Source organism: Marinimicrobium sp. C6131, from assembly GCF_026153455.1.
Taxonomy (GTDB): domain Bacteria; phylum Pseudomonadota; class Gammaproteobacteria; order Pseudomonadales; family Cellvibrionaceae; genus Marinimicrobium.
In genome coordinates this window covers 1185866-1203583 of the sequence record NZ_CP110629.1, presented here as the reverse complement: position 1 = coordinate 1203583, position 17718 = coordinate 1185866, and the positions used below count along the sequence as shown (strand labels likewise).

13 protein-coding genes are annotated in these 17718 nt (G+C 58.6%); 5 read left to right on the top strand and 8 right to left on the bottom strand.

Going from position 1 to position 17718, the window contains the following annotated elements:
* The first annotated feature begins 1 nt into the window (after position 1).
* From OOT55_RS05080 to OOT55_RS05065, 4 genes are read left to right on the top strand one after another with little or no spacing between them, the layout of a single operon-like run.
* Complete coding sequence (locus OOT55_RS05080; RefSeq protein ID WP_265368053.1) at positions 2-223, top strand: AbrB/MazE/SpoVT family DNA-binding domain-containing protein; 222 nt, start codon at positions 2-4, stop codon at positions 221-223.
* Positions 220-654: a PIN domain-containing protein gene (locus OOT55_RS05075; RefSeq protein WP_265368052.1), complete on the top strand. Its 435-nt coding sequence runs from the start codon at positions 220-222 to the stop codon at positions 652-654. Before OOT55_RS05080 ends, OOT55_RS05075 begins: the two co-directional genes overlap by 4 nt.
* A 40-nt stretch (positions 655-694) precedes the next feature.
* Complete coding sequence (locus OOT55_RS05070) at positions 695-1666, top strand: site-specific integrase (RefSeq protein ID WP_265368051.1); 972 nt, start codon at positions 695-697, stop codon at positions 1664-1666.
* A gap of 9 nt (positions 1667-1675) precedes the next feature.
* Positions 1676-4663, top strand: a complete 2988-nt coding sequence (locus OOT55_RS05065; protein ID WP_265368050.1) for a Tn3 family transposase — start codon at positions 1676-1678, stop codon at positions 4661-4663.
* Positions 4664-4697: 34 nt separating this feature from the next.
* Here OOT55_RS05065 and OOT55_RS17830 read toward each other — a convergent pair whose 3' ends face one another.
* From OOT55_RS17830 to OOT55_RS05040, 6 genes are all read right to left on the bottom strand, one after another.
* Positions 4698-4910: a YchJ family protein gene (locus tag OOT55_RS17830; RefSeq protein ID WP_416140975.1), complete on the bottom strand. Its 213-nt coding sequence runs from the start codon at positions 4908-4910 to the stop codon at positions 4698-4700.
* Positions 4903-5694: a glucose 1-dehydrogenase gene (locus tag OOT55_RS05060; protein WP_265368049.1), complete on the bottom strand. Its 792-nt coding sequence runs from the start codon at positions 5692-5694 to the stop codon at positions 4903-4905. Before OOT55_RS05060 ends, OOT55_RS17830 begins: the two co-directional genes overlap by 8 nt.
* A gap of 74 nt (positions 5695-5768) precedes the next feature.
* Complete coding sequence (locus OOT55_RS05055; RefSeq protein ID WP_265368048.1) at positions 5769-7919, bottom strand: glycoside hydrolase family 32 protein; 2151 nt, start codon at positions 7917-7919, stop codon at positions 5769-5771.
* A gap of 116 nt (positions 7920-8035) precedes the next feature.
* Positions 8036-9292 (bottom strand): GGDEF domain-containing protein, encoded by a 1257-nt coding sequence (locus OOT55_RS05050; protein ID WP_265368047.1) that lies wholly within the window; start codon positions 9290-9292, stop codon positions 8036-8038.
* Between the two features lie 196 nt (positions 9293-9488).
* Positions 9489-11771, bottom strand: coding sequence for an ATP-dependent DNA helicase (locus OOT55_RS05045; protein ID WP_265368046.1), 2283 nt, complete (start codon positions 11769-11771; stop codon positions 9489-9491).
* Positions 11764-13443 carry a VRR-NUC domain-containing protein gene (locus tag OOT55_RS05040; protein ID WP_265368045.1) on the bottom strand — a complete coding sequence of 560 codons (1680 nt, stop codon included), beginning with the start codon at positions 13441-13443 and terminating at the stop codon, positions 11764-11766. The genes OOT55_RS05045 and OOT55_RS05040 overlap by 8 nt, the downstream gene beginning before the upstream one ends.
* A 186-nt stretch (positions 13444-13629) precedes the next feature.
* On the opposite strand from OOT55_RS05040, the gene OOT55_RS05035 reads away from it, so the two are divergent.
* Positions 13630-16704, top strand: coding sequence for a glycoside hydrolase family 15 protein (locus tag OOT55_RS05035; RefSeq protein WP_265368044.1), 3075 nt, complete (start codon positions 13630-13632; stop codon positions 16702-16704).
* Between the two features lie 26 nt (positions 16705-16730).
* Here the strand turns inward: OOT55_RS05035 and OOT55_RS05030 are convergent, their stop codons facing one another.
* Both OOT55_RS05030 and OOT55_RS05025 read right to left on the bottom strand, forming a co-directional pair.
* Positions 16731-17285 (bottom strand): hypothetical protein, encoded by a 555-nt coding sequence (locus OOT55_RS05030; RefSeq protein ID WP_265368043.1) that lies wholly within the window; start codon positions 17283-17285, stop codon positions 16731-16733.
* Positions 17272-17640 carry a hypothetical protein gene (locus tag OOT55_RS05025; RefSeq protein WP_265368042.1) on the bottom strand — a complete coding sequence of 123 codons (369 nt, stop codon included), beginning with the start codon at positions 17638-17640 and terminating at the stop codon, positions 17272-17274. The genes OOT55_RS05030 and OOT55_RS05025 overlap by 14 nt, the downstream gene beginning before the upstream one ends.
* Positions 17641-17718: the final 78 nt, after the last annotated feature.

Sequence of the window (17718 nt, the reverse complement as noted above, 5' to 3'; positions counted from 1 at the left end):
TATGCCAAAAGTGAGCTCCAAGCGGCAAATCACACTGCCCGTCGATCAATGCCGGCTGGCGGGCATTGAGCCTGGTGATGAATACGAGAGCTTCGTCGATAACGATGGCCACATCACCATCATCAAGAAAACCTCCGGAGCCGCTTTCGGCATCCTCAAGGGCGTTAGCGTAGACAGGCAGGTAAGCGACGAGGCGTCGCGACAAAGCAGTATCAGTCCATGATTGCGATCGACACCAATGTGCTTCTTCGGTACCTGCTGCAGGACGATAAGACTCAATCACAAAAGGCCGCGTCATTGATCACAGGTTCTGTGCCCGTGCTGGTGACGGATGTCGTACTGGTAGAGGCAATGTGGGTTCTAGCCGGCAAGCGTTATGGATTGAATCGTGAGGCGATAGCGGGCGTTCTTAGCGCGCTATTTGAAGAGCCGAACATTGTCTTTGAAGATGGCCAGACCGTCTGGCGAGCGCTGAGTGACTATAAAAATGCGCGGCCGGTGAAAGTCGGCGGCAAGAAAAAGAGCGCTGACTTTCCCGATGCGCTGATCGTGAATAAAGCCATGCGCCAAGCACGCGAGTGGCATCAGGCGCTCGAGGGTGTCTACACCTTCGATGTCGCGGCTCTGGAAATACCAGGGACGCTGAGCCCATAGCACCGCCTGTGCTGAGAATTCGAGATAGCTAAAAACCGACATGAGTAGCATTGACCACTACATACACGCAGCCACCCGCGCCAACACCCGCAGAGCGTATCAAGCCGCTGTCCAGCACTTTGAGGCCGAATGGGGCGGCTTCCTGCCGGCCACGGCCGATAGTGTTGCACGTTACTTGGTTGATCATGCCCGCACTCACTCGCTAAACACCCTGCGCCAGCGGCTCGCGGGTCTGGCGGCTTGGCATCTTGAGCAAGGGTTCTCCGATCCCACCAAGGCACCCCACGTCAAAAAGGTACTAAAAGGCATTGCCGAGCTGCACCCGGTCCCAGAAAAGCGGGCCCGGCCCATCCAGTTAGTGCAGCTGACGGCCATCATAGCCCACCTTGATCAGCAGATTGCCCAACACGAATCGCACGCATTGCCACTGCAGCCGCTTCGCAATAAAGCGCTCATGCTGATGGGTTTCTGGCGGGCCTTTCGGAGCGATGAATTGGCACGGCTTGATGTGGAGCATATCCAGGCGGAGCCTAGCTCAGGCATGGAGATTTATCTACCCCGCACCAAAGGTGACCGCTCGGGGCAAGGGCGTTACTTCAAAGCGCCAGCGCTGAAGCAGCTGTGCCCCGTAGAGGCTTACTTGGACTGGATCAACGCGGCGCAAATCGAGCAGGGGCCGGTCTTTCGGGGAGTTAATCGCTGGGGCCGGCTTGCGGATGAAGCTCTGCACCCGAACAGTATCATCGGCATCGTCAGATCCTGTTGCCAAAACGCCGGCATAGAGGGTTCAGACGCTTTCAGCAGCCATTCCCTGCGCCGAGGCTTTGCGAACTGGGCCAATGACCAGTGCTGGGACACGAAGTCTTTGATGGAGTATGTGGGATGGAGAGACGTTCATTCCGCAATGCGCTACATCGATGCACCTGATCCGTTCGCCCGCCTTCGGATTGGACACGTGCCGAACGAAGCCGAGGCTTCCGGTGGTCCCTCAAACTCACCTGATACAAAATAAGCACTTGCCATGGTAGCCATCTACCACACCGCGTACCCGCGCCTTAAGAAGGACCTTTCGCCGCACGAGCTCGGCGATGTTTACACGCCGACAGATACAGAGCTTCGCTTCGCCCAACGTCACTGTAAACGTACCAGCGCCTCGTATCTCGGATTACTGGTGCAGCTGAAACTGGTTCAAAGGCTGGGGCGCTTTGCCACACTGGGCGAGGTGCCAGACGTTATCCTCAACCACATCAGAGCTCACAGTCGTTCCCGAACATCTCGTAAGGAACTGCAGACCTATTTCGCCTCGGGCGCGAAAATTCGGCACGTCAAATTCATTCGCCAGTACCTGAAGATTCGACCTTTCGATAGCGAAACAACGGGTGTTCTGGTGCGGGGCTGGGCGCTGGAGGCGGCCGCCACCAAAGAGGCATTGGCCGATATCATCAATGTCACCCTGGAGTACCTGGTCAAGGAGAAGTACGAGCTGCCCGCTTTTAGCGCTCTCGACCGACTATGCCAATCGGCGCGCCGAGAAGTCAATAACAGGTACTATGATCAACTCTGCGGCTATCTGACGGCCGGAGGTCGCCAGCTCATCGGGCAAATGCTCCGATCTGCCGGTGGAGCGAGTGGTTTTGGCTGGAACACCCTGAAAAACGAGCCCAAACGGCCTACGCCTCGAAATATTCAGACTTACATCACCTATCTGGAATGGCTGACGTCCCTGCAAAATAGCTTACCCGTGGATCTGGGGTTGCCGCCTGTCAAACACCGGCAATTCATCAACGAAGCCAAGGCTCTCGACCACGCTGAGCTGATGAAACTCAAGGCGAGCAAACGCACGGCACTGATGATCGTGCTGATTCGTCATCAGTATGCCCAAACCCTGGACAAGGCCGCTGAGATCGTCATCAAGCTCCTTCAGAAGATGGATCGCACGGCGGAAAAGAAGCTGGAGGAGTATCTGGCTCATCACCAAAAGCAGACGGACCGGCTCATAGCTATACTGTCCGGTACCGTCCAAATATATCTGGACAAGCCGGAAACAGTAACCGCGTTTGATCCTGTGTTGGGCAAGGACAGCGAGCTGATCTTACAAATGTGCGAACAGTACATGGCCTATGCTGGCAACAACTACCTGCCCTTCATGGTGCCGCTGTACAAAAAGCAGCGAGCCACGTTGTTCCGTACGATCGAGATACTAAACCTCGCGTCGGCCACCGAAGATAAAGATCTCCTTAAGGCTTTCCGATTTATCCTCAAGCACAAAAAGCGCCGCACTGAAACCCTGTGCATTCTAAGTGACCCCGATTCACCCTCAAGTAAGAACGTGCTGAACATCCGGTGGATTCGAGATAAATGGTGGAAGCTGGTAACCGGCAAGTCCACGAAGTCTGCAACTGTTACCCATGTCAATAAACTGTGCTTCGAACTATGCGTATTCGAGCGAATCGCGGAGGAACTGAGCACGGGTGACTTGTTCATCCCTTACAGCGAAACCTTCGACGACTATCGCGAGCAAATGATCACTTGGGAAGAGTACGAGGCCGGGTTAGGACCGTACTGCGAGCAGGTAGGCCTGGTCGCCGGGGCTCCCGCCTTCACACAGGCATTGAAAAGCGCCATGACAAACTCTTGTCAGAAAGCGGATCAGCGTTTTCCGGATGACGAACTGGTTCGTATTGAAAATGGGAAGCTTGTTATTGGTAAAGCCAAAACCGATGATCCGCCGCCCGAAATTGAAGCCATTTCTGCCTTGCTTAAAGATCGCCTGGAGAAGATTAACCTGCTTGATCTGGCCATCACCGTGGAGAAATGGCTTAATTTGAATCACCAATTCGGACCGCTATCCGGCTTTGATTCACGTATCGACGACCCTTTTCTACGCTTTGTACTGACGTTGTTCTGCTACGGAACCAACATCGGACCGACAGAAACGGCCCGGTCAGTGAAAGGCATATCCCGCAAACAGATCGCCTGGATCAGTCTCAAAAGGACGACCGAAGAGCGCCTTGATAAGGCCATCGCCAAGGTCAACAACGCTTACAAGAAGTACGGCCTAATTGAGTGTTGGGGCTCAGGCAACAGCGTTTCTGCTGATGGCAAGCTTTGGGACCTGTACGAGGACAATCTGCTGTCTGAATACCATCTGCGATACGGCAGTTACGGGGGTATCGCTTACTACCATGTCTCCGATACCTATATTGCATTGTTCAGCCGGTTCATTCCGTGCGGTGTTTACGAGGCCATCTACATTCTCGATGGTCTCTTGAACGACAAATCCGACTTCAATCCGGATACCGTGCACGGCGACACTCAGGCGCAGTCAACGCCGGTGTTCGGGTTGGCCTCCCTGCTGGGCATTAAACTGATGCCTCGCATCCGCAACATCAAAGACCTAACGTTCTACAAGTCAGACAGGGGACTGGTGTTACAGCATATCCAATCGCTATTCAGCGATCCCATTCGGTGGGAGCTCATTCAGACGCATTACCCCGATATGATGAGGACCGCCATGTCGGTAAAAACGGGCAAGATCACCGCGTCGACCATTCTCAGGCGATTTGGCACCAAAAACCGCAAGAATAAGCTGTACTTTGCATTTCGGGAACTGGGAAGGGTCGTCAGAACCATGTTTTTGCTGGACTATGTTACCGACCTTGACCTGCGGAGGACGATTCAGGCCGCCACATGTAAGAGTGAAGAGTTCAACGAATTTGCGCGCTGGTTGTTTTTTGCCAACGGTGGGAAGATCAGCGCAAACCTCAGGCATGAGCAGAGCAAGATCGTGAAATACAATCACTTACTTGCCAATGTTGCGATTCTTTACAACGTGAATGCAATGACGGAGGTCTTTAACCAATTGAAGGCAGAAGGGCACAGCATTACCCGAGAGCACATGGCCAGCTTCTCGCCATACCACGCAGAGCACCTTGGTAGACTGGGCAGCTTCGAAATTGATTTGTCCAAGAAATTTAAACCAATGGCTTTCGAGCTGGAGATCGAATAACGGGAAAATGGTTTTGGATCAATCGCTTACGAGGCTAGTGGCTGAATTTTACAGTTTTACCGGCCGGACCTCGTGTTGACGGGTGCCAGGTGGCCATAAGGTAGTCGGCTTTGTTCTGCACAAAGGCACTGAAACGGGAACGCATCAGCGTCTCCGGCGTAGGCGCCGGCGTTCCGCTATGGTACTGGCCGCAGCACTCCTTATAGGCCGCCTGGCTCCCGCAGGAGCAAATCGGGTGGTCACTCATAGATCATTTTCCGGGTCATACCGCCGTCCACGATAAAATCCTGCCCCGTGATGAAGCCCGCCTCCGGTGAAGCGAGGTAAGCCACCAGCGAGCCGATATCTTCCGCCCTGCCCACGCGGCCGACCGGGTGTTGCGCGTGGGCGCTGGGCGGGAGCGGTGTCAGGTCATCTGGCGCATCGGCCTGCAGAGCGCGGACATCAATCCAGCCGGGACTGATGCTGTTGACGCGCACTTCCGGCCCGAGGCTCATGGCCAGGGCGTGGGTCAGCGCCACTATGCCGCCTTTGCTGGCGGCGTAGGATTCACACTGTGGCTCTGATTGCCAGGCGCGGGTTGAGGCGATATTGATGATTGCGCCCCTGGAAGCCCGCAGTGCCTGGACGGCGTGCTTGGCCATCAGAAAAGGGCCGGTCAGGTTGACGTCGAGTCGACGCTGCCAGTCCTCCAGCGCGAGCGCCTCCAGTGGGCCGGAGTGCGGATCGGCCAGGCCAGCGTTGTTGACCAGTGCGTCCAGTCGGCCACCCCACGCCAGCGTATACTCAATACAGCGCCGAACATCGGCCTCGTTGGCCACGTCACCGGCAATAAACGTCGCTGCCCTACCCTCGGGCAACTGTTCCAGACACTGCCGTCCGGCGGCTTCGTCGATATCGAAGAGCAAAACGCGCCAGTTCCGCCGGACAAGCGACTGGACGATGCCTCTGCCGATTCCCTGAGCCGCGCCGGTTACCAGCGCCACATTGGATTGTCCGGTTGGGGTTGTTGCGTCGTCGTTCGAGGACATCGGGCTTTTCCTGAGGACTCGGGAATGAGGGCTCCGTTATACCGAAGGCGCTTGACCCGTACAAGCGCCCTGCTTTACTGCCAGATCGAGTTGAGCCCCCAGGCTTCGGCCGACATCAACTCGGCCTCGCCGTCTTTGCTGTAAAACTGTAGCGAGCGTTCGCCCTCTGACATGAAGAATCGGCTTGCCAGAACCGTCTCGCCGCCATTGCCAAACACCTCAACCATGGAACGGTCAAAATAGACGCGAATCTCGATTTCGTCATTACCCCGTGTCATTGGCCCCCGGTGAATGCCGGTAAAGTCCGGATGGATGAACTGCCGATTGGCCGACCGACGATCAACGAACAGCGTCCCATCTTCTACTGAATAACCGATGTTCAGGGATTCACCCTCTTCGGAATCGAGCTGGATGCCGACTTCGCTGGCGGAGCCCACGGCGAATCGTACCGAGACTTCCGCAACACCCGGGTCAAACGATTCACTCTCGAGCGGGACTGACTCATTGTTCAGCGTCACATCGTTCAGAGCCACGTAGCGCGACTCATCGCGCAGAGTCCGTAGCTCCGCCACCGGCTTCTGTACGAGCTGAATCGTACCGTCGATGGTGGCGAGTTCCAGTTCACGCGAAATGCTCATGCTGCCGCGCCAATCTCCGGTGGGAATGGCCCCCGCATAACGCCAGTTATTCGCCCAGCCGACGGTGATGCGGCGTCCGTCGGGCATGTTGTCGAACGTCATCGGTGCGTAGAAGTCCGGGCCATGGTCCATCCAGAGCGCCGTGTCTTCCGGCTCAAACGGCTCGTCAGAGAACCAGATGTGATCGACATTGATGTGTCCCCAGCCCCCGGTATTGTTGTCGATGATGGCAAAGTTGGCATTGCGGCCGCGGTGTTCACCGACCTCGAACGACTGCCACTGGAGGCGCTCGGCGTCTTTACCGGTGGCGGACGCGGCCCGTTGGCCATCGATCTGGAGGTTGAAGGTGGTTTCATGGCTGGTGGACGCCGGATGGTTGCCGCCGCCAATCAGAAAGTGGATGTAGTCTGCATCGAGTGTAAACGACTCTGAGGTCAAGGTGCCGGTACTGCTGTCGCCGTTCCGGTAAGAGTTGACCAGATATCGGCCCTCGTAACCGGAGACCGTTTGCTGATCTGGCAGGGTGCCCTCCGCAGGCGAGGAGCCAAAGGCGTTGCCCGTGACGCTCCACCGTGTATAGCCGCTTTCAAAGTCATCGAACAGGGTGCCACCTTCAGCTTCAACCACCGCTCCCGGGGTATTGTCGGCGGTAAAGGTGGTGCCATCAAAGTCGCCGACAAAGTACTGCACGCCCGAACCACCATTGGGTGCCCCGCCATCGCCCACGCTGAGCAACATGACCCACTTGCGGTTGTTTTCATCGCCGTCCACGGGGAGCGGGAACAGGTCCGGCATCTCCCAGAGGCCGTCGACGGCGTTGACCGGCCCGAAAGTGCTGGCCCGATCCCAATCAATCAGATTGTCGGATTCATAAATGGCGACCTTGCGCTCCACCGACAAGGTCACCAGCATGACCCACTTCTGTGTATCGCCCTCGGTGTAGGGAATCACTTTGGGGTCTCGAAAGTCCGCGGAGCCGATATCGATCAACGGGTTCGAGTCGTGCTGCGTCCAGGTGTCCCCACCGTCGGTGCTGTAAGCCAGGGACTGGGCCTGAATCAGTCGATCCGGGTAATCCGGGGAGCCTTTCGGGTAGTGGCTGGTATAAAACGCCAACAGGGCGTCCTCGCCAAAACCGGCCGCATTGTGCTCGTCCACCACGGCCGAGCCGGAAAAAATCATCTCGGTCAGGTCTTCGGCGCGCGTGGTCTGGCTGGGTTGGTAAGACAACGCAAGGTCCTGCTCTTCCCAGTGCACCAGGTCGCTGCTGGTCGCATGGCCCCAGGACATGAAGCCCCAGCCGGTGCCGTTGGGATTGTACTGATAGAACATGTGATAGGTGCCATCGGCATAGACCAGCCCGTTCGGGTCATTCAGCCAGTTCTCCCGGGGTGAGAACCGGTTCTGGTTCCGGTCGGGTTCCTGGTAGCCCTGGCCTGACGGCGTGCTGGCGGCGCTTGAGCTGTCACTGGAGCTGGAACCCTGGGCGTCAGGTTCCGAGCCGGAGCTACCACCCCCGCAGCCACTGAGTATAACGGTGATTAACGATAGGGCCGTCACGGCGGCAATACTGGAGAGGGTACTCATGGCGCTGTCCTGTTATTGAATTAATAGCGCCGAGTTTGTCACACACAGTGATTTAAGGTCAAATCAGGCGTTGATCCAGAGTTTGATGCCACCAGAGATCAGGCGGCCCGCGCGAATCATGAACTTGTCATCACCTGATCGCGCCCACCGTTTTTCGCCCGGTATAATGCCTCATCCGCGCTTCGGAACAACGCTCCCACATCGGGGCCGCGAGCCTGGGCAACCCCGATTGAGCAAGTGACGACATAGCCCTCCCCCAGTCTGGCTTCCCGGGTCGCCCGACAAAGGTCTTCCGCCAACACCCCGGCCGCTTCAGCGGTGGAGTTCTTGCACACCACCACAAATTCCTCCCCACCCCAGCGAGCGGGTATGTCACTCTGCCGGCACCGATCGGAAACCATGCGGGCAAAGGCCGCCAGAATACGGTCGCCCTCTTCATGACCGTAGGTATCATTGATCGGCTTGAAGTGATCCAGGTCGATCATCAATATCGAAAAAGGTTGCTGCTTTCTCTTGTAGTCGGCTACGGCTTCCTGAAGGTGCGGGCGAAGCCCGGCGCGGTTGTACAGCCCGGTCAGGGGGTCATGGGTCGCCAGGTCTTCAAACCGTTTGCTCTTCAGGTCCAGCAACCGGTTGAGGGAGCGGAGCTGTTCGGTTTCAGCGTGCTTGGTCCTGGCCTCGCGACTGTACCGAATGGCGCGATAGGAAAAATACAGCAGCGCCATCAGCATCCAGGCCCAGATGAGGCCTCGATACAGGGCATTGGCGGAAATTCGTTTGCCTCTCAGTTCGGCGTGATGAAGAATCAGGCTCACCTCACGAGGGATCGAGCTGTCGCCGGTAGACAGCACCAGGTGACGAACGTTGGTCAACTGCGGAGTGGTTTGCTTCGGTGGCAGGTCACTGGCATAGACCCACCAGGGCGGAACGTAAAACTCGTCCAGCTTGAGCGTGTAAGAGTGGCGTCCCTCACGGGGGTTGATCACCTGCTGGTTGCTTTTGTAGGGAAACCAGATCTGATCTTCGGGCGCAAAGAAGTGGTTCAGGTATACACGCAGACTGTCTCGAGTCGACGACTGGTGCGACAGGTCCAGGTGCAGGGTGGTGTATTGCGTGAGATCCACACCTCGGTCTTCGGGGTTAAGGGCGGTAAACAGGTTGCAAAACGGATAGGTGATGGCAGTGCGTATTTCGCATTGCATGTGATAGGCGTCGTTCTGCTGGTACTGCACAATGGAGTTTCCATTCTCGGAGCGGTCATCCTCCACCCAGCCGGGATTGCCGTTCTCTGACGCGATGGGCATGACCAGGTTCATTCCCCAGTGCTGCCAGGCCATCAACGCAACGCTGATGAGCGCGAACAGCAGGACCATAGCCTCGGTGCCGAATCTTGGACCGATCCGGCGGAGAAGCCCCTGTGATGTATGGCGACTCTTCTGATTCATGGTTTATTGTAATAATTGTTGTGTTTGACGCTGCTACGGAAGTACAGCGGCCAATAAGTCACCAAAATGGCACATTTATCATCTTATTGCAAGGTCCGCAGGACCTCAGTTCTCGCTTTACCCCCTACTGCTCCAATGCCCACCAGTCGGGTAACAGACGGCGAATGCCCGGTTGGGCGAAGCGGTCGTCAATCAGATGTATCACGCCGGTATCGCCCTCTCCGCGGATCACGCGGCCCGCGGCCTGCACCACTTTGCGCAGGCCGGGGTACAGGTAGGCGTAGTCGTAGCCCTGGCCGAACTGTTCTTCCAGCCGCTGCTTAAGCGCATTGTTGGTCGGATTCATTTGGGGTAGTCCGAGTGTTGCGACAAAAGCGCCGATCAGTCGTTTGCCGGGAAGATCGATACCTTCCCCGAAGGCGCCGCCCAGTACCGCAAACCCGACACCGCTGCTGTGTTCCTGAAAAGCGGCGAGAAACGCGGCGCGAGCGGCTTCGTTCATTTTCCGTTCCTGTGCCCAGGTGGGGACGTCGGGGTAATGGACATCCAGGTGTTCGTGCACCTGTTGCAGATAGTCGTAGCTGCTGAAAAACGCGAGATAATTTCCCGTCTGCCGGTGATATTGCTCAGCAATAAGATCGGCGATGGGTGCAATGGATTGCGCGCGGTCATGGTAGCGGGTGGACAGTTGGCGGTGAGTATGAACAGTCAACTGGTCCGCGCTGAAGGGGGACGGCATGGCCATCGCCACGGAGTTGTCCGGCAGGCCCAGCAAATCGCAGTAATAGCGCGCCGGGTTCAGGGTTGCGGAAAACAGCGTCGCGCTGTGGCTGCCCTCGAACCGGGGCTTGAGTTGGGCGGCGGGAATCAGGTTGCGTGGGTTGATGACTGTTCCCCGGCGCGCCCCGCGGCGGACGTTTCCTTGGGGCGGCCTGCGCCATTCGATGTCGCACAGAAAATCACGCTCATCAAACAGTTCGGCGATTCTCAGGAACTGCAGCGCGTCGAAATAAAATTGCATCAGTTCGCTGTCCAGGGCAAAGGGATGCTCGGCGAGGTAATCGGTGATCGCCGCCGCGGTCAGTTGCAGTTGACCGATCAGCGCTTCCGGCGGTTCACTCTGCAAAATGGTGTCCCGCCCCTCCGGCAAGGATTGATTGAACTCGTTCCAACTGCGGTTGAGTGACTCCAGGCGGGATTTCAGCGCTTTCGGCGCCTGCTTTTTGGTGCGTCGGAAGCGCTGTTGATCCAGCTCCGCCGAGTACATGCCCCGGGCGCGTTCAATCAGGTTGTGAGCCTCATCCACTAACAGCGCGGTGCGCCATTGGTGGGTCTGGGTCAGCGCGAAAAGCATGGCACTCTGGTCGAAATAGTAGTTGTAATCACCGATGATGACGTCGCTCCAGCGGGCCATCTCCTGACTCAGATAATAGGGACACAGCTCATGGGCAAGGGCAATCTCGCGCAACCGCGCCTGATTCAGGCAGCGTTCCCGCGCGGCGGCTTGACGCGCCTCGGGCAGACGATCGTAAAAGCCCTTTGCCAGTGGGCAGGAATCGCCATGGCAGGCTTTATCCGGGTGTTCACAGCTTTTTTCCCGAGCCACCAGTTCCAGCGTTCTGAGCTCCGGCAAATCCAATGTCTGTAAAGCGTCCAGAGCCAGTTGGCGACCGGGGGTTTTGGCCGTGAGGAAAAACACTTTATCCAGCGACTGGGTGGCCAGGGCTTTGATTAGCGGAAACAGAGTGCCGAGGGTTTTTCCGGTGCCTGTGGGCGCCTCGGCGAGCAGGCAGCGACCGGTGGCGGCGGATTGATAGACGGCTTCGGCAAGGGGACGCTGGCCGGAACGGAACTCAACGTACGGAAACTGGAGCTCCATCGCCGCCAGATTACGTCGCTCCCGGTGCGCGAGTTCCTGTTCGGCCCAGAGGATAAAGGCCTCGCACTGAATTTCGAACTCGGCCTTCAGCTTGTCCGCCGACCAGTGTTCGGTCAGGTGGTGCTCCTCTTGCCGGACGATGTCGAAATACACCAACGCCAACTCGATCGATTCAAGTCCCTCCATTTCGCACAAAAGCGCCCCGTAGACTTTGGCTTGCGCCCAGTGCAGGGCCCGATGATTGTCGGGAATCAAGTCGAGGCTCCCGCGAAAGGTCTTGATTTCTTCCAGGCGCCCCTGCTCGGGATCATAGCCGTCCGCCCTGCCCCGCACGGTCAGGTTGTTGTAATGGCCCTTGAGGGGCACTTCCGCCCGGTAGTGGTCCGGACGGCGACGGGTCACCCACAGGTGCCCTTCCACGCCCTCCCGGGCGCTGGGTGACGGCGTAAAACGCATGTCCAGGCTGCCGCGCTTGGCGGTGAACTCGCACAGAGCCCGAACGGAGACGGTATAGGATGTGTCAGTCATCCGCGTTGTCACTCCAGCGTACGTAACACACCGAGACGGGCATCTGATGTTGCTGAAAAAATGCCAGCCAGCGCTTCTGATTGTCCTGCAAACGGTCCCCGGGGCCTTTGACCTCCAGCAGATGATAGCGGCGTTCGCGGGGCCAGAACCGGATCAGGTCCGGTAGCCCGGCGCAGTTGGCTTTGAGATCCTGCAGGAAACGCTGAAAGCACAGGGTCAGGTGCGAGGCGGGAATACACTCCAGTGCCAGAGTCAACTGTTCCCGGTCCAGTGCGCCCCAGGCAACAAAGGGGGACTGCCGCCCCGCCTTGCGCTCGAAATTCTCCAGAATGGTCGCCCGGTACTCGCCGCTGTTCAGCAGCGCCATCAGGGTATCGAAGCGGGCCGCGCGGCGCTCGACGAAATCCGGCCAGTAGAGGTCCGCCGGGCCCCGTTGGAAGGGGTGAAAAAAAGCCCCCGGCAGTGGCTCGAACACCGCGTCCCACATCAGTAAACCGAACAACCCGGTCAGTAAGGTGTTTTCGGCGTAGTACACCGGTGTCTCCGGGGTGCTCAAGTGGGTGGCGACCGCCCGCTCCACCGATGCCGCCTGGGGCAGCGTCAAATGCACTTCCGCCACCTCGGGAGGCGCCGCGCGGCGTTGGCGCTCGCCGGTCAGGGTGCGCCTTAATCGGGGCACCAGTCGCTCCAGTTGTTGTCGTTCGGCTTCGCTTTCCGGCGACTGTTGCGCCACCTGCGCCAACTCGAACGCCGCCCGGTGTTGTCCCAGGCGTTCCAGCACGCGCAGCAACCGGCCGCGAGCCCCGGGATAGCTCGAGCGCTGGTAGCCGTTCCGGGCCCGTTCCAGCTCCCCGGTGCGCTCCCAGTGACGGGCCATTTTGAACAGCAGGCGGTGGTAGTGACGGGCCAGCCAGGGCTGGTCCTCCGGCTCGGGCGGCAATTGCTCAAGAATCGCCTCTGGCGACTCGTCCTGGTGCCACTGTTGGCGGCACTCGAGCAGTCGCCAGAAGGTCTCCAGTTCGGTGCGTCGATGCACCGGTCGGGAGCGCTCATCAAAAATGACCGGCTCGTATTGATACAGGCCCAGTTCGGTCAGTACAAACTCGGACCAGTCCTGATAGCCATTACCAAAGAACAACCAGCGCAGCCGGTCGCATTGAGGCATGACGGTCAGTTGAACGAACGCCTGTGGCGATAACCCCCAACCGGACGCCGGCCGCGGCATCAGGTCCCCGGACTCCGGCTCGCCCAGCAGAATCGCCAGCGCCTCGCCCTTACGGGCGCTGGGCGGTATACCGTGGGCGTTCAGAGTGCTTCTCAACAGGGTTTTCAGTGACGGCCAGGTAAGCAGTCGGAACAGCGTTTCCAGGCTGACCTCCGGGTCCTCAACCAGCCAGCGGGCCTCTTGCAGCGGGGCGGCGGCGTCGGAAAATGGGGCGAGTTCCGGGTAATTGAGCGTCTCCGGTCGGAACAGATCCCCCTTGCGCATCACCATCCGCACCAACAGGCCGCGACTGGCCTCGGGCAGCGCCAGGGCCTGGTCGATGAAGCCGCGTTCGGCCGGGGGCAGGACATCGCCGTAGCGCTGTCGCACCCAGCCGAGTACCCAGTCGAAATTGCGCAGGTAGTAGAGCGGATCATCCAGCGATGCGGGAGTGAAAGTCAGTGTCACGTGTACCTCAATGGAACCCATGCCCCGCTGTCGATTGACGCGTCTCGGGCACGAAATATGCTGCTTTTAACCGGTGTCACGTCAATCCTGTGCCAGCGTGAAAAATTGTCATATCAACGGGTGTGTTCTACTCATATAATGACAACATGCTCTCCTTGCCTGCTCAACGCGGTGTAAAGCAACCCTATGAAAAACAAGTCAGTATTGAACCAGCTGTTTCAGGAAATCGATACGGTCATCCTCAGCCGCCAGCATCCGGTGACCGGGCTGTTGCCGGCCAGCACCAGTGTAAACCATCACGGCGATTACACGGACGCCTGGGTGCGGGATAATGTCTATTCCATCATCTGCGTCTGGGCCCTGGGCATGGCCCTGCGCCACGCCGGGGACCGGGATCGCAGCGACCAGCTTGAGCAGGCAACCATCAAACTGATGCGCGGCTTGCTCCAGTCGATGATGCGCCAGTCAGACAAAGTCGAAACTTTCAAGTCGTCCCTCGATCCGATGGATGCATTGCACGCCAAATACGACACGGCCACCGGCCTCACGGTCGTCGCCGATGACGCCTGGGGCCACTTGCAGATTGATGCGACGTCCCTGTACCTGCTGATGCTCGCGCAGATGACCGCATCGGGTTTGCGGATCGTCACCACCTTCAGCGAGGTGGATTTCGTGCAGAACCTGGTGTACTACATTTCCAGTGCCTATCGCACGCCGGATTACGGTATCTGGGAGCGTGGCAACAAGATCAACAACGGCAAAACCGAGATCAACGCCAGCTCAGTGGGCATGGCGAAGGCCGCCCTGCAAGCGCTGGACGGCTTTAACCTGTTCGGGCCCAATGGCCCCAAACGGGCCACGATTCACGTGGTCGCCGACGCCATTTCCCTGGCGCGGACCACCCTCGCCTCCCTGTTGCCCAGGGAGTCGGTATCCAAGGAGGTGGACAGTGCCCTTCTGAGCATCATCGGCTTCCCCGCTTTTGCCGTCAGCCGGGAAAAACTGGTCACCCGGACCCGTGACGAAATTCTGGGCAAACTCGGCGGTCACTATGGCTGCAAACGGTTTATCTGGGATGGCCACCAGACCGTGCTGGAAGAAACCTCCCGGTTGTATTACGAGCACTCGGAGCTGGCGAATTTCGAGCATGTCGAGTCCGAGTGGCCACTTTTTTTCACCTACCTGTACATCCAGGCACTGTTCGACGGCAACGAGTCAACGGCTCGGCACTACCGGGACCGACTGGAGTCGTTGATGGTTGAGGTGGACGGAATCGGGCTGTTACCTGAGCTGTATTACCTGCCGGACGATCGCGTTGCGGCGGAGAAGAAACAGCCGGGCTCCCAGGCTCGGGTGGCCAACGACAATGTGCCGCTGGTCTGGGCTCAGAGTCTCTACTGGACCGGTCTGATCATGCATGAAGGGCTGCTTGAGCCCGATCACCTGGACCCTCTGTCGTTGCGCCGACGGGCCACCAAGTTCATCAAATCGAATATTGCCCTGGTGGTGTTGGCCGATAACGAGATAACCAAAGACATTCTCTCCAAGCACGGTGTGATTGCCGAAACACTTCAGGAAATCAAACCACTGACGGCCCTGCCCGCGCCCGAGCTGGTCCGGGCCTATGGTCAGGTGGGCGCCAACGCCGCATTGAAACTGACCGGACGTCCGGCCCGTCGGCTGCAGAGCCTGGCCAGCTCCCAGACCTACCAGATCAACGGCAGGGTCTACCTGACGTTGTCGTGGCTGCAAAGCGAAGAGGAGGACTACCGCCTCTACGATGCCCGTTGGTTCAGCGAGAGCCTGGCGCAGGAAATCGAGCATATCCGCAAGCACTGGATCAATCAGGAAGTCGCGGTGTTCACCTTATTGATGACCCACGACCTGTGTCAGATGCCTCATATTGACACTCTGTTCGAGGCCATTCGCGCACTGCAGTTGCGCACCGAACACGAGCATGTCGGGTATGCGTCGGCCAACCTCGCCTATCGCGCTTCCCGGGTGAATGCACTGAGTATTCGTGATGTGAAACTGGAGCCACTGGCGCCCCGTGCTTGTTCCCATTGTCTGATCGAGTGGGACGATCTCGACCCGCAGGCCCAGGCGATCTGGGACGCGTTCCCGCACGCATCGGAAATCGAACTTCAGAAGCAACTGGCCGGTTTTATTCACCATCGGGACCTGGATGCCCTGGTCGGCCAGCACGACGCTCAGCCGGTGACGTTGCAGCAGTGGCTGGAAATTCTGTACCGCCGCGCGCGCGAGCTGAATCACTGGTTGATGGCCCGCTACTGCTTTGCGGCACTGAACCGTTTTCACAGTGACCTGGCCGGCAGCCTGTCGGTGCTCGCCATGCGGCACCTGCTGGTCGTGCTGGGAGACAAAAAGCGTGAATTCATTGTCAGTGCCCACCTGGACAACGATGAACTGATGAATGGCCTCTTGCGGACCTACAAGGATCCGGTCGAGCGCACCCTGGCACAGGAAATGTTGGCTCAGATCGGCACCCTGGTCCGTACCCGGCCCGAGCTGTTCGATGGGCTGCGCTCGATTCACCTGCACAATTTCATGCAACTGTGTCTGCGCCAGGGGCACGTGGGTAACGATTATTGCTCACTGGATGAGTTGGGCCTGCTGCCGCCGTCGACGGTGATGCAGCGCCTGGTGGACATTCTTACCTACCAGCGTCGCATCTTCACCGAGGAAGTTCAGCTAAGCAAACCCGAGCCCGGCGCGATCCCGCGGACGGCCGCTGAGCAGTACCACGCGCTGGATGCGGACTGGTTTGAATGGCGTCTGGCCCGTGGGCTGGTCACACGGTTGGACAACGACTTTCTGAAAGCCATCTGGCAGAGCCTGTCTCACGCCACCGTGCTCGAATTTGGCGATCGCGGCAGTGAGGACTCGACGCTTGATTGCGAGCTGGTGCGCAGCTCCATGACTTCGGGGGAAGAAAGTTTTGCCCAGTTGATTGACCGACTGACCCAAAAGCTTCACCCGGCTTACTACAAAACGGCCATCGTGGAAACGCTATCGGCGTTTACCCGATATTGCGAGGCAAACCCGGACGCCTACTTTGACGCGCCGGTGGTCTTCAGTCAGGTGCTGGAAGCGGCCGCACGGCGGTACGTCGCGGAAAAGGATCATGCCAAGCCCGGTACCCGGGATATCGACAACCTGCTGGAGCAGTCCCCGGGTGTCTTGCAGACCTACGTCAATCAGGTGCTGATGGAGCTGGACACGGCCACCCAGACCGTCTGATGAACCCGGTGGCATGACAGTGATGCTCAGCGGAACACGTCGTCTTCGTCTTCCGCGTAATAGCGCCCCGGCGTGATATCGGAGTAAGTCAGGCGCTGGGCCTTGAGGCGGTCGACGTCCTGCGCGATCTGCTCGACCATTACACGAATTTCATCCCGTGCTACCGCTTCGCGCATTGCATTGCCCCAGATGGAGAGCTGGCGGGTGCGTACTTTCCGGGTATCCGCATCCTTGGCCCACTCGCTGGCAATAAATCGTCCGGCATCGTAGAACTCCCGTGCAAGCTCGGCCCGTTCATCGGGGTCGGCCACTCCGGCCAGAATCTCGGGCACCAGATCGTTCCACCCCTGCGGATACAGCTTCCACCCCTGATAAAAACGGGTGATCCAGGTCAGGTATTCTTCTTCGGACTGAACCGCCTGATTGCGTTGGTCCGCCGCGTACAACGCCTCAAACTCGGAACGGGGCGGTATGTTCTCGGGCCAGGCGCTGCGGCTGATATCCGGCTGGAACATTGCGCAGCCGGACAGAACGCTGAGTAGTACGGCGACAATCAGCCCTTTGGTGTTATGAACGGCCACGACGATCGGTCTCGGAAGACGGTTTATCAACGGAGTAGTCGCCTTCGATTACATTGCCCCGGTTGCCGGAGCCTGAGCCGGGACCTTGCCCGCTGGCCCGCCGGGCCGCCTGCTCCGCCTGGGCACGCATCTGCTCGGTGCGTTTGCGGAAGCGACGCCGCAACAGTGGCATGGCCAGCCAGCCGACCAGCAAAAACACCAGGGCAATGACCAGGCCAATAAGCATCAGAAGGCCAAAAACCACCCAGGCGAGAAACAGCTTCGGGCCACGCCACCGCGAGCTGGACCGGGCCTTCTCCCGCCACTGCTGGGCGGCGCGCCAGGCGGCATTCCGGCGGTCGTACTGATCGTTCATACTGCGTATTCCGTAGTTCTGTTACCAGGGTGCGGGCGGGCCAGCCTCGATGGCGGCCTCACGCCCTCACCGGGAAGC